At 66.8% G+C, this 11,865-nt stretch carries 16 protein-coding genes; 7 read left to right on the top strand and 9 right to left on the bottom strand.

Features of this window, described 5'->3' with window-relative positions; genetic code table 11:
* Positions 1–175: 175 nt before the first annotated feature.
* From OUY36_RS15735 to OUY36_RS15710, 6 genes are all read right to left on the bottom strand, one after another.
* Positions 176–1,339: a DUF1624 domain-containing protein gene (locus OUY36_RS15735; RefSeq protein WP_267935019.1), complete on the bottom strand. Its 1,164-nt coding sequence runs from the start codon at positions 1,337–1,339 to the stop codon at positions 176–178.
* Positions 1,340–1,534: 195 nt separating this feature from the next.
* Positions 1,535–1,951 (bottom strand): VOC family protein, encoded by a 417-nt coding sequence (locus tag OUY36_RS15730; RefSeq protein ID WP_110776266.1) that lies wholly within the window; start codon positions 1,949–1,951, stop codon positions 1,535–1,537.
* Between the two features lie 16 nt (positions 1,952–1,967).
* On the bottom strand, positions 1,968–2,387 hold the full coding sequence (locus OUY36_RS15725) for a YciI family protein (RefSeq protein ID WP_267935017.1): 420 nt from the start codon (positions 2,385–2,387) through the stop codon (positions 1,968–1,970).
* A gap of 120 nt (positions 2,388–2,507) precedes the next feature.
* Positions 2,508–3,257: a CPBP family intramembrane glutamic endopeptidase gene (locus OUY36_RS15720; protein ID WP_253748482.1), complete on the bottom strand. Its 750-nt coding sequence runs from the start codon at positions 3,255–3,257 to the stop codon at positions 2,508–2,510.
* A 1-nt stretch (position 3,258) separates the two neighbouring features.
* Positions 3,259–3,813 (bottom strand): hypothetical protein, encoded by a 555-nt coding sequence (locus OUY36_RS15715; protein ID WP_267935015.1) that lies wholly within the window; start codon positions 3,811–3,813, stop codon positions 3,259–3,261.
* Positions 3,814–3,902: 89 nt separating this feature from the next.
* Positions 3,903–4,595 (bottom strand): MOSC domain-containing protein, encoded by a 693-nt coding sequence (locus tag OUY36_RS15710; protein ID WP_267935013.1) that lies wholly within the window; start codon positions 4,593–4,595, stop codon positions 3,903–3,905.
* 224 nt (positions 4,596–4,819) lie between these two features.
* Here OUY36_RS15710 and OUY36_RS15705 point away from each other — a divergent pair, with 224 nt between their 5' ends.
* The 4 genes from OUY36_RS15705 (at position 4,820) to OUY36_RS15690 (ending at position 7,765) form a co-directional block, all read left to right on the top strand.
* Positions 4,820–5,263: an HIT family protein gene (locus tag OUY36_RS15705; RefSeq protein ID WP_013983560.1), complete on the top strand. Its 444-nt coding sequence runs from the start codon at positions 4,820–4,822 to the stop codon at positions 5,261–5,263.
* A 108-nt stretch (positions 5,264–5,371) separates the two neighbouring features.
* Entirely contained in the window at positions 5,372–6,379 is a 1,008-nt protein-coding gene (locus tag OUY36_RS15700; RefSeq protein WP_267935011.1) for an ABC transporter substrate-binding protein, read from the top strand.
* Positions 6,376–7,137: an ABC transporter permease gene (locus tag OUY36_RS15695; RefSeq protein WP_063542633.1), complete on the top strand. Its 762-nt coding sequence runs from the start codon at positions 6,376–6,378 to the stop codon at positions 7,135–7,137. The genes OUY36_RS15700 and OUY36_RS15695 overlap by 4 nt, the downstream gene beginning before the upstream one ends.
* Entirely contained in the window at positions 7,130–7,765 is a 636-nt protein-coding gene (locus tag OUY36_RS15690; RefSeq protein ID WP_267935009.1) for an ABC transporter ATP-binding protein, read from the top strand. The genes OUY36_RS15695 and OUY36_RS15690 overlap by 8 nt, the downstream gene beginning before the upstream one ends.
* A 5-nt stretch (positions 7,766–7,770) precedes the next feature.
* On the opposite strand, the gene OUY36_RS15685 is transcribed toward OUY36_RS15690, so the two are convergent.
* Positions 7,771–9,036 (bottom strand): DUF445 domain-containing protein, encoded by a 1,266-nt coding sequence (locus tag OUY36_RS15685; RefSeq protein WP_267935007.1) that lies wholly within the window; start codon positions 9,034–9,036, stop codon positions 7,771–7,773.
* 206 nt (positions 9,037–9,242) lie between these two features.
* Complete coding sequence (locus OUY36_RS15680; RefSeq protein ID WP_200593346.1) at positions 9,243–9,641, bottom strand: hypothetical protein; 399 nt, start codon at positions 9,639–9,641, stop codon at positions 9,243–9,245.
* Between the two features lie 205 nt (positions 9,642–9,846).
* Between OUY36_RS15680 and OUY36_RS15675 the strand changes: the two genes are divergently transcribed.
* From OUY36_RS15675 to OUY36_RS15665, 3 genes are all read left to right on the top strand, one after another.
* On the top strand, positions 9,847–10,035 hold the full coding sequence (locus OUY36_RS15675; protein ID WP_110776275.1) for a hypothetical protein: 189 nt from the start codon (positions 9,847–9,849) through the stop codon (positions 10,033–10,035).
* Positions 10,036–10,088: 53 nt separating this feature from the next.
* Positions 10,089–10,298, top strand: coding sequence for a hypothetical protein (locus tag OUY36_RS15670; RefSeq protein ID WP_063542643.1), 210 nt, complete (start codon positions 10,089–10,091; stop codon positions 10,296–10,298).
* A gap of 84 nt (positions 10,299–10,382) precedes the next feature.
* Positions 10,383–10,970 (top strand): LysE family translocator, encoded by a 588-nt coding sequence (locus OUY36_RS15665; RefSeq protein ID WP_063542645.1) that lies wholly within the window; start codon positions 10,383–10,385, stop codon positions 10,968–10,970.
* Here OUY36_RS15665 and OUY36_RS15660 read toward each other — a convergent pair.
* Positions 10,967–11,815, bottom strand: coding sequence for an AraC family transcriptional regulator (locus OUY36_RS15660; RefSeq protein ID WP_267935004.1), 849 nt, complete (start codon positions 11,813–11,815; stop codon positions 10,967–10,969). The genes OUY36_RS15665 and OUY36_RS15660 overlap by 4 nt on opposite strands.
* Between the last annotated feature and the right edge of the window lie 50 nt (positions 11,816–11,865).

Here is an 11,865-nt window from a genome sequence, read left to right as displayed (position 1 = left end):
GCCAGCAGGGCTTTGGTCGAGGTTCCGCGCAAGGAAACCCGGCCGCGGGCGGCCTGTGGCAGTCAGCCGGCCCGTAGCGAACGCTCGTGCTGGCTATGATGTCCGGAGTGATAGCAATTTGCTAGATGGTTCACATTTTTCGGATCAGTGGCATGGGCGGCGTGCGCTGTCTCGCCTACAGGTACTTGAGCCAGGTGATATCCCGCCGCCGGGCCTTCAGCCGTGCAAACCAGCGCACCGCCGGGTACAGCGCCACCGCCAGCACGACAGTCCACAACCACAGCGGCCAGACCGCCTCGAAGCCGAAGTGGCTGCCACGGTTCAGGCCCCAGATCGCCGCCGCGGCGAGGTAGAGCAGCTTCAGCACGTAGAGGTGCAGCAGGTAGAAGAACATCGGCGCTGCGCCGAACACCGTCAGCGGGCGCAGCCAGGCGCGATCCTGGCGACGCTCGAAGTGGCGCAGCAAAAGCAGGCCGGTGCCCAGGGTCAGGCAGAGGAACAGCAGCGACGGCGGATATTTGGTGATGTTCAGCAGGCTCATCAGTGTCCGCAGTCCATCCTCGCCAACCACCCAGGGCCGCTCGCCGTAACCGTTGATCAGGCGTAGCAGAACGAACAGCAGCAGCGCGGCCCTGCCCCAGTTGGCGAGGTTGTGCTGACGGCGTTCGGCATCGGCGTTGCGTCCGAACCAGGGGCCGGCGGCGTAGCCCAGGGCGATCACGCCGATCCAGGGCAGCAGCGGGTAGGAGGTGCGCAGGCGCAGGCTGTCCGAGACCTCGAGCCAGCTGCGATCATGCAGGATGGCCCACGGCAGGTGCATGGGTGATCCGACGGGGAAGTGCTGCGGATCGAGCAGGTTGTGCCCGCCGATGATCAGCAGTCCGAGCAGCACCAGCCACGGGCGTGGCAGCCAGAGCAGCGCCGAGAGGGCGAGCATGCTCAGGCCGATGGCCCAGATCACCTGCAGGTAGATCACTTGCGGCGGGAACTGGAAGGTCCAGGCGAAGTTGACCAGGGTGAACTCGAGCGCCACCAGAAACAGCCCGCGCTTGAGCAGAAAGCTCGACACCGCGTGGCGGCCCTGATGCTTTTCGCCATAGAGGAACGCTGATAACCCGGTCAGGAAGATGAATACCGGTGCGCACAGGTGCGCCAGGGTGCGGCTGAAGAACAGTGCCGGCTCGGTGACCGCCACGTCCATCGGATCCGGCACCTGCATGTGCAGCAGAAAAGTTTCGCGGACATGGTCCAGCAGCATGAACAGGATCACCAGGCCGCGCAGCGCGTCGATGGATTGCAGGCGCGCCGCAACGGGCGAGGTCAGGTCGGGGGCGGGCATGCACGGCTCACGGCAGGAGGTTTGCGGGCGACGGGCGCGGGGCATGTGGAGCGATGTCTCACATGACCTGGCAACGGTGGCGCCCGGCAAAGGTGCGATACGTTATAACAAAAGTGCCGTGCATCCAAACGCTTGTCCGTCCCGCGCGCCGCTGTGCTACCTGGGGGCGACAGCGGCGCGGGGGCGAGGCGGGCGTTACTCGCAGTTGACCATCCAGGACAAACCGAAGCGGTCGGTCAGCATGCCGAAACGCTCGGCCCAGAAGGTCTTCTCCAGCGGCATGATCACCGTACCGCCTTCGCCCAGGGCAGCGAAAAGCTGCTCGGCCTCGGCCACGCTGGTGGGATGCAGGGAAATCGAGCAACCCTTGATGCCTTCGTACGGTCCTCCGCCACAGGTGTCCCCGGGCAGCGTGTCGGAGGCCATCAGGGTGCTTTCGCCGAGGTCGAGACAGGCGTGCATGATCCGCTCATGGTACTCGGCGGGAAACTGCTCGGCCTCAGGCGCCTGGGCAAAGGTCATCAGCTCCAGGTTGCCGCCCAGCACCTGCTGGTAGAAGGTGAAGGCCTCGCGGGCGTTGCCGTCGTAGGTGAGGTAGGTGGATAGCTTCATTTTGTGCTCCTTGCCGTCAGTGGTTGAGTTGCGCACGCAGGCGTTCTTCCTGCTCGCGCAGTTCGGGGGTGAACTCGGCGCCGAAATCCTCTGCTTCGAAGATCTGGCGGATCTCGATCTCCGCCTCGCCGATGGCGGATGGTGGGCAGCGCCTGACCCAGTCGATCGCCTCCTGCAGCGAGGCGGTCTGGAACAGCCAGAAGCCGGCGATCAGCTCACGGGTCTCGGCGAACGGGCCGTCGACCACGCTGCAGCGCTCGCCGTCGAAGCGCACGCGCGCGCCCTTGCTGCTGGGCTGCAGGCCCTCGCCGCCGAGCAGCACGCCAGCGTTGGCCAGTTCTTCGTTGTAGCGGCCCATGGCCGTAAGCACGTCCTCGCTGGGCATCTCGCCGGCTTCGGTTTGCGGCGTGGCCTTGATCATCACCATGAAACGCATCGGTCGACTCCTTCGTTGGATGGAAAAGGAGCCTAGACGGGGTTGTCGAGATTTCCGCCGGCTCCGATCACTGGTCGAACGAGCGCGGGACGAATCGACAGGGCGTTGAAAAATTTCCGATCAGCGCAGCGGATAGCTCAGCAGGAGCAGATGCAGGCAATTGAGTGCGCCATGCAGCAGCACGGCCACCCACAGCCGGTCGCCGGCACAGTGGAACGCCAGGCCGTAGCCCAACCCGGCCACGCTGGCGAGCAGGGCGAAGCCGACCCCGAAGGGCAGATGCGCCGCGCCGAACAGGGTTGTCGCCAGGCCGATGCCGATGGCCGCGCCAAAGCGGGCGACCAGCTCGCGTTGCAACAGCCCGCGAAAGATCAGCTCCTCGGCTAGACAGGTGACGGCCAGGTTGACGGCCAGCCAGGCGAGGAACTGCGCCGGCCACTTCGGCTGCCAGGCGAGGACGCCGCCGGCCACCGCCAGCAGCGGCACGGATGCCAGGCACGCGACCGAGACCAGCCATGTGCATCGCTTCGAGCGCCAGGCTACGTGCGGCTGGCCCAGCCACCAGGCGAGCAACAGCGCGGCGACCATGGCCTTGTCCGGGCTGAGCCGCAGTTGCCAGGGCGCCGCACCGCCCAGGTCCTGCGGCGGCCCCAGGGGCAAGGGGTTGAAACCGGGCAGCAGATGCGCGGCCAGCAGAATGGCGCCGATCAAGGTGGTTGCCAGCCACGGTAGCCGTGGCAGGTACGGCTCGGCCAGCAGCCAGCCGGCGAACGCCAGCACGAGCAACGCCCCGATCGGCTCGATCAGGCCGAGTGCCAGGCCGCCCAGCAGCGCGGTGAGAGGAAGGCCGTAGGGCAGTGTCGTGCGCATGTCACTGCAGCCGATAGCGCGCCAGCTCACGGTGGGTCAGTACGCGCATGCGCCACGGATCGATCAGTTGCATGTCGTCGGCCAGCCGCGGGTTGACGCCCATGTCGCGCAGGTACGCCTGTGGCGTGCGCCGCGGTCGCTGGCCGCTGGACAGTGCCGACTCGCCGTTGGCGATATACGGCCGATGCAGGCCGACATGCCCGCGTATCGTGCGTTGCCGGCCAGCCGCGAGCAGGTAGATGCAACTGCCCTGGCAGACCGCGCTCGCTGGCACCAGCGCATCGAAGCCGGTTTCGCGCAGCAGGTAGCCCATGCGCATGGCCTCCGGCGCGCTGCCGCCGATGTTGTCGAGGATCAGCAGCTTGCGCGCGTATTTGCCGGGATGAGCCATGATGCCCTTGAGCAACGCCTCGTAGTCGCCCGGCGCGATCTGCTCGGTGACCCGCGCCACCAGTACCAGCCCCTGGTCCTCGTGCTCCAGCGGCAGGACCTCGACCTGGGCGTGGGCGGTGTAGGCGAACAGCGCCAGGGCGCAAAGGGTGGCGAGGCGAAGCATCGAGCGGGCGGTCCTGTGTTGAGAGGTTGGCGAAGATACCTGTGCCGCCGGATTTCGCCTACTGCCTTGGTGTGCTCGCTACGGACCGGTCAGGCATCGGCAAGACCTTGTAGCCGCTTGTTCCAGTCCTCCACCGCATTGCTTTCCAGCCTGCGGTCCACCAGCTTGCGCCAGTTCGGCACCAGCGGCAGCTCGGCCAGTGCATGGAGCTCGGCGCGGTCCAGCGTGCGTCGGTACAGCACGTCCATTACCCGTGTCAGCGGCCAGCCTGGAAAGGGGCGCTGCTCGAGCACGAGCATCTGTCCGGCTTGCAGCTGACCGGGCTCCAGCACCTGGTAATACCAACCGGTCAGAGCGCTCTGCTGCACACGCAAGGCCATATCCGGAACGCCGAAGCGGTCGTTGAGCTTCCAGCAGGGCTGGCGGGTCTGCGCCACCTGCAGCAGCACGTCGCCACAGCGCAGCACGTCGCCCAGGCAGAGGTCGGCCTCGCCGAGGCCGGTGGTGCTGATGTTCTCGCCGAAGGCTCCGGGCCGCTCGAGCAGCGGCGAATGGCCGAGCTGAGCCTGCCAGTAGTGATAGTGCTCGAACGGATAGTGATGCAGCGCCTTGTAGACGCCGCCATGCACACGGCGATCGCCCTGTTCGTCGCCGGCGAGCCCTTCGCTGCCGACCGCCACCGGCCCGGCAGTGGGCTGCTTGGCGATGGCGCTGTGGCTGCCGGGGCGGGTGAAGGGTACGGCTGTGCCGACGAGCAGCTGTTCGATCCTGGCCAGTTGCATGCGGGGCTCCTTGCAGATGGCGGCTGGCGAAGCGCCGATCGTGCCGCAGCGCGTGGCCGTCTGGCGCGTGTTCAGCGGCGCGTGTTCAGCTGGCCACGCATAACTCGCCGATGTCGTTCGGGCTGCACCGTCGCGCGTTGCTGCGTGACGGCAGGCCCTTGCTCGCTTCGCCGGCGCCTGGAGAATGCTAAGGTCAGCCTTTTCCATTCGCCGGAGAACACCAGGTGTCCCTGACCACGACCTACGATCCGCAGAACATCTTCGCCCAGATCATTCGCGGCGACGCCCCCTGCTACAAGCTCTACGAGGACGACGACGTGCTCGCCTTTCTCGATCTGTTCCCGCAGTCCTTCGGCCACACGCTGGTGATCCCCAAGCGCTCGGCGGCCTGCAACATCCTCGACGTGGACAGCGAGGCGCTGGCCAAGGTGATCAAGGTGGTGCAGAAGCTGACCCGGGCCATCGTCGCCGAGCTCGAGCCCGACGGCGTGCAGGTCGCCCAGTTCAATGGCGCGCCGGCCGGGCAGACGGTGTTCCATATCCACATGCACATCGTGCCGCGCTATGCCGGCGAAGGGCTGGGCATCCACGCGGCGGGCAAGGCCGATCCGGCGGAGCTGGAGAAGCTGCAGGCGCGCCTGCTGCAACGCATCGCCACCCAGGCCTGATCGCGGCGCCGGCCATGTCGGCGGCCGGCGCGCTTCGCGACCATCGCAGCAGCAAACAGGCACCAAAGTACAATTCGTGCCCGCCGGGGGGCTTCGTACCCTGCGGGCATGATGCCTCCCACGCTCGTCCTCGTTCGCCGTATACAGCATGCCTTCAGCGCCTGCAGCAGATGGCTGCGGTTCGGCGTACTGCTGATCCTCGCCGTGCTGCCCTGGTGCGCCCGCGCCGAGGCGTTGCCGGTACTGACCCTGAGCGTGCTGCAGTTCGGCACGCCGCACTGGGAGCTGGAACACCTCAAACGACGTCAGCTGGACCACGCCAACGGCTTCGAACTGAAGGTGCGCCTGGCGGCCGATGTGCCGGCGTCGCGCCTGGCATTGTCCAGCGGCAGCGTCGATGGCGCGGTAAGCGACCTGCCCTGGGCGCAGGCGCGGCATGAGGCGGGCAGCAGCTATCGCTACCTGCCGTTTTCCTCGCAGCTCGGTGAAGTGCTGGTGCCGACCGGCAGCGGAGTCCGCACCCTGGCCGATCTGCGCGGCAAGCGTATCGGCGTCGCCGGTGGGCCGGATGGCCTCGGCTGGCGGCTGCTGCAACGTGCCGCGGCGGAGCAGGGCATCGATCTCGCCAGGGAAGCCCGCGTGCAATACGCCGCGCCGCCGCTGCTGGGTCAGGCGCTACGACGCGGCCAGCTGGATGCGCTGCTGACCTTCTGGCACTTCTCCGCGCGCATGCGCGGCGAGGGCGGGGTGCAGGCTGCCTTCGGCCTGGATGACTTGCTGGGCGATCTGCAACTCGATGCGCAGTTGCCGGTACTCGGCTATCTGTTTCCCGAACCCTGGGCGCAGGGCAACGAGGTGCTGCTGCAGCGCTTCGCCAGCGCGCTGCGCCAGAGCAAGCACGAGCTCGCCACCGAACCGGCGTACTGGCAAGCAATCCGTCCGCTCATGCGCGCCGACGATGAGGCAGTGTTCGCCGCGCTGCGCGACAGCTTCGTCGCGGGCATTCCGCAGTCGCTGGACGCGGCACGTATCGCCGACCTGCAGCGGCTGCTGGTGCTGACCGGCAGCGATTCGGCCAAGTTGATGCCGGCCGCGCTGTTCCAGAGCGCACCATGAACGGCTCGCGCTGGGCCTGCTGGGTCGCGTTGCCGTTGGCGCTGCTGCTCTGGGCCGGCATCGCACTGGTGGTGAAGACGCCGTTGCTGCCCACACCCGCCGCCGTGCTCGAGACTTTCTGGCTGGCGCTGCAGAGCGGCGAGCTGCCCGAGCATCTGTTGGTGACCCTGCGCCGGGTGCTGATCGCTTTCGCCCTGGCCATGGCGCTGGGCACGCTGCTCGGTGTGTGGATGGGCCGTTCGCGGCTGGCCAACGCGCTGCTCGATCCGCTGCTGGTGCTGTTCCTCAACCTGCCTGCGCTGGTCACCATCATCCTGCTCTACGTCTGGTTCGGCCTGGTGGAAGCGGCGGCGGTGCTCGCGGTGGTGGTCAACAAGGTGCCCAACGTGGCGGTGACGGTGCGCGAAGGCGCACGCAGTATCGATCCCAAGCTGGAACAGATGGCTATGGTCTACCGTTTCACGCGCTGGCAGCGGATCAGGCATGTCTGGCTACCGCAGCTGTTTCCCTACCTGATGGCGGCGACCCGCGGCGGGCTGGCGCTGATCTGGAAGATCGTGCTGGTGGTGGAGCTGCTCGGGCGTTCGGATGGCATCGGCTTCCAGCTGCACATGGCCTTCCAGATATTCGACGTGGCCAGCATCCTCGCCTATAGCCTGGCGTTCATCGCCGTGGTGCAGCTGATCGAACTGGCGCTGTTGCAGCCGTTGGAGCGTCGCGCATCGTCCTGGCGCGAAGCGGGTGTGCGCCATGCTTGAGCTGCGCCTGGATGGCCGTCACCCGGTGCTCGGTGTGATCGAGGCGCAGGTGCGCGCCGGCGATCGCATCTGTGTGCTCGGGCCGTCCGGTGTCGGCAAGACGACGCTGCTCAACGGCATCGCCGGGCTCGATCCGCAGCTGCGGCCGATGATCGAGCAGCGCGCCGGCTTGCGCGTCGGCTATCTGTTCCAGGAACACCGCCTGCTGCCCTGGCGTACGGTGCGGCAGAACCTGGCGCTGGTCGGCGCCAGCCCGGCCGACATCGAGCGGCTACTGGCCGAGGTGGGGCTGGCCAGCGCCGGCGACTGCCTGCCGGACCAGCTGTCGCTGGGCATGGCCCGCCGCGCGGCGTTGGCCCGCTGTCTGGCGATCGAGCCGGAGCTGTTGCTGCTCGACGAGCCCTTCGCCTCGCTGGATGCCGAACGCGCCGCCGAGCTGCGCGTCCTGATTGCGCAGCTGCTCGATCGGCATCCCGGGATGGCCATGATCTGCGTGACCCATGACCCGCGCGATGCCGACGAACTGGCTAACCGCCGGTGGTGGCTTTCCGGCCGTCCGGCGACGCTGCGCTGCGATGAGCCGCTGGCGGCTGGCAGCCGGATCGGCGCGCCGCTGCGTAGCGCCTGAGCCCTTCAGCCGGCCACCAGCTGCGTCAGCGCATGCAGTACCAGCCCGACCAGGCCACCGACCAACGTGCCGTTGATGCGGATGTACTGCAGGTCCTTGCCAACGCTCTGTTCCAGCTGCTCGACCAGTTCGCGGCTTTCCCAGTTCTCCACGCGCTGAGCGATATAGGCGCCGATCTGCCCGCGGTAGCGTTCCAGCAGCCCGGGGGCGGCGGCGAGCAGTTGTTCGTTGATCCAGTTGCGCATGGACTCGTCCGCGGCCAGGCCGTCGCCGAGGCCGCGGCAGAGCGAGACGATGCGCCGGCCGATGCGTGAGTCGTCGCTGGCCAGGTCGCTTTCCAGCCAGGCCGTCAGCTCCTGCCAGAGATTGCCGAAATAGGCGCTGGTGGCCGGGTGTTCCAGCAGCTGGGCGAGGATGCGCTCGACCTCCAGGGCGTAGTGCGGGTCCTGTTCCAGGCGCTCGATGTATTCGCCGACATGCTCGTCGAAACGCTGGCGGATCAGGTGTTCTGGGTCGGCGGCGATCTCGGCGATCAGCGCGGACAGGCCGTCGACGAACTTGTTCGCCGACCAGCCGCTCACCGGCCGGCTCAGGCCGAGATAGCGCAGGGTACGGATTTCCCGGCTGATGGCGTCGGCGACCAGCGCGCGGGTTTCCTCATCCTGCATGATCGAGTCGAGGCGGATCAGCAGTTCATCGAGCATCGCCTGATGCCGGCCCTGGCTGGTCAGCACGCGCAGTGCCTGGGCCAGCGGCGGGGCGAGGTCGAACTTGCGCAGGCGGCCGATCACCTTGGCTTCGACAAAGGCGCGCACGCGTTCGTCATGCAGCGCGGCGATGCCGAAATGCGCGACCCCGGTGAGCCGGCGACCGACCGCTTCGGCATTGCGCGGATGGCGCAGCCAGTCGGCCAGGCGCGAGGCGAGGTCCAGCTCCTGCAGCTTGGCCAGTACCAGCGGCGTGGCGAGGAAGTGGGTGGTGATGAAGCCCGACAGGTTGCGGCCGATGCGCGCCTTGCTGCGCGGGATGATCGCCGTGTGCGGAATCGGCAGGCCGAGCGGGTGGCGGAACAGGGCGGTGACGGCGAACCAGTCGGCGATCGCGCCGACCATGGCAGCCTCGGCGAAGGAGGCGACATAGCCCCAGGCCGGGTGAACGGTCTCGAAACGGGTCGCGACGATGTACAGCAGGGCGGCCAGCAGCAACAGAAGGCCGGCAACCAGCTTCATTCGCGAAACCGGTGACTGCCAGGCGCTGATCAGCGAATGCATGCGGTTCCTCGTGTCGATGGTGGGCTCGTGTGCAGTAGACAGCGAAGCAGGGGTGCGAGGTCGGTCGACGCAGGGCGGACCGCTCCTTTTCGTGGGTCAGCTGTAGGGTGGTGCTTCAGCCCACCGCTGAATCTGCGGTAATTCTGGTGGGCTGAAGCCCACCCTACGGTTCTCATGAAGCCGTGAGGTGGGCGTTGCCTTGTGAATCAGACCTCGTCTTCTTCCTCGCGGATCAGCACGTACTGGCCTTCGGCGTCGTTCAGGCAGTCCCAGACGTAGAACATCGAGATCTTGCCTGGGCTTTCCGTCACCGCGGCATAGTCGCCGGGCACGGCAGTGAAATAAACGCCAGAATCGGGTGCCGCCTGACAGGCGATGCGGGCGATGACGAAGGCTTCCGGCGCGGTGCCGTCGAAGTAGTCGTCACGGTCCTTGGCATCCCATTCGGTCGGCGCCTGGAAAGGGCCGCTGATGACGATGCGCGCGTCTCCGAGATCCTGCTCTTCCGCTTCCTCGTCATATTCGTCGGGGCGGTAGAGGGTGCATTCCAGAGCGTCCGGGTTTTCGAGAATGGCCGCGCGGGATTGTGGGGTGAGTGTCTGCATGGAATCTCCGACTGCGGTGGGGTGTGAGTGGCCAGTGTGGTGTAGCCGCACAGGCAGCGCAATCGGTTGCATGGTCGCGCCTGCCGAGGGCGTCGGGCGTGGCGATGCTGTCCACCGTTCGGACGGCCGGTGCCTGTCGTGCCGAACGCGGTGATATTTGCCGCCTCCAATCGAATGACAGCCACCACCGCAAGCCGAGGCGATCATGAACGCTAACGACCCGCAGACCGGCGATGAGCCTGACGTCACCATGACCGACGCTGGCGAGAAGAACCCCGGCGAAGATCCTGATTACGACGAACAACCGTCGCGCCTGGACAATCCGGATGAGCCTGAAGTGCTTCCGGACGATCCGGATATCCTCGGCCAGGACGGTTCCGACGAGCCGAGCTAATGGTCATTTTGTGCCCGCCGGCCGGCGGCTAGTTCGCGCCAGGAGACGTCATCATGGATATCTATCAGGTCAGGCCTACCGCGATCGGCTGGGAGCTTGAAGACCAGCAGACGCAGAAGACGGTATTGCGCACCCTCACGAAGGACGAGATGTACAGCGCGCTGGATGCGTTCATGGAGGGGCGCACGGCTTCGGTGGAAGTCATCGGGCGTGACGGCGAGCTGGAGGAAGAGCGGCCCTATCCGGGTAGTCACCACCTCTGAGGCGGTAGGGCAATTTCCTTCAATAAGGCGAGTTGCCGACGCCGGTAGCCTGCAGCCATCTTCGGACTGGCGAGCAGAGTACTAATGGACCCTTATCTTTCAATGGCCGCGTTTGCCCTGGCCTCTTCGATCACGCCGGGGCCGGTCAATCTGGTGGCGCTGAGCTGCGGCGCGCGTTTCGGTTTTCGCGCCAGCGCGCGTCACGTCGCCGGTGCCACCATCGGCTTCACCCTGCTGTTGCTGTTGATCGGCCTCGGTCTGTACGAGCTGCTGGAACGCGCCCCGATACTGCTGCGCGGGATCCAGTGGGGCGGGGTGGCGTTTCTGTTCTACATGGCCTGGCGTCTGGCAGCCGATGACGGGCGGCTGCAGCCTGAAGGCGCCACGAGCGGGCCTTCGCTGTTCGCCGGTGCGCTGATGCAGTGGCTCAACCCCAAGGCCTGGCTGGCGTCGGTTGCCGGCATGGGGCTGTTCGCCGCGAGCGGTGACGTACTGCGGGTCTGGCTGTTCGCCGGGCTGTACTTCGTGATCTGTTACGCCTCGATCGCCTGCTGGGCCGGCGCCGGTGCCTTTCTCGCGCGCTATCTGCAGGAGCCGCAGCGAGTGCGCTGGCTGAACCGGTCAATGGCCGTGCTGCTGGTCGGCAGCGCGCTGTATCTCATGGTCGGCTAGCGGCGCGCCGATGACGCCGGGCGGTCGCGGTATTGGCCGGGGGTTGCCGCGAGCTGGCGCTTGAAGGTGCGCTGGAAATGCGCCTGATCGGCGAAACCGGCGGCCAGCGCCACTTCGGCCAGGTCTCGGCCCTGGCGCAGCCAGTGCTGGCTGCGCTGGATTCGACGGTTGAGCAGGTAGGCATGCGGCGTCATGCCGTAGTGCTGGCGGAAGGTACGAATCAGGTAGGACGGCGACAGCCCGGCGGCCTGGCAGATGTCTTCCAGCCGCAACGCGCGGGTGCAGTGCTCGGCGATGTAGTCGGCCGCCCGTCGCAGCTGCTCGATCGGCTCTATGCCGCGCCCGGCGACAGACGGAGCCAGGGTCTGCTGCAGCAGGGTGAAGTATTCGACCGCTGCACTTTGCTTGTGCAACGTGTCGGCGCGCGGATCGAGCAAGGTGGCGTGAAGTTGCCTCAGCGCGCTGAAAAGCAGTGGGTCGGTGCTCTGGATGGGGCCGTACGGCACGAACGTCCCGTCGGGACTCGCACCCAGCTCGTGTTGCAGGGCGCCCAGCCAGCGGCTGTCGACATAGAACATCAGGTACGACCAGGGCTGGCCGTCGATGGGGTTGCAGGCATGCACGGTCTGCGGGTTAATCAAGACCAGGGTGCCGCGGACGACCCGTTCACGGGCGTCGCCGTTGAAGTAGGTGCTGGCGCCGGCGGTGATCGCGCCGATGGAGAAGGTCTCGTGACAGTGCGGCGCATAGCAGACCTTGCGCCCGTCGGCGACGGCGCGCGCTTCGAGGAACGGCAGGGCCGGGTCGCGCCAGAAGCGGGGTTGATCGTCGTCCGGGTTATTCACGTTGCGCCTGCCGTCATCGATACGAAACTGGGGTCTGACTCTAGCAATCA

It is taken from the genome of Stutzerimonas sp. R40042, assembly GCF_026642215.1.
GTDB lineage: Bacteria > Pseudomonadota > Gammaproteobacteria > Pseudomonadales > Pseudomonadaceae > Stutzerimonas > Stutzerimonas frequens.
This window is presented reverse-complemented; position numbering and strand designations above follow the sequence as displayed.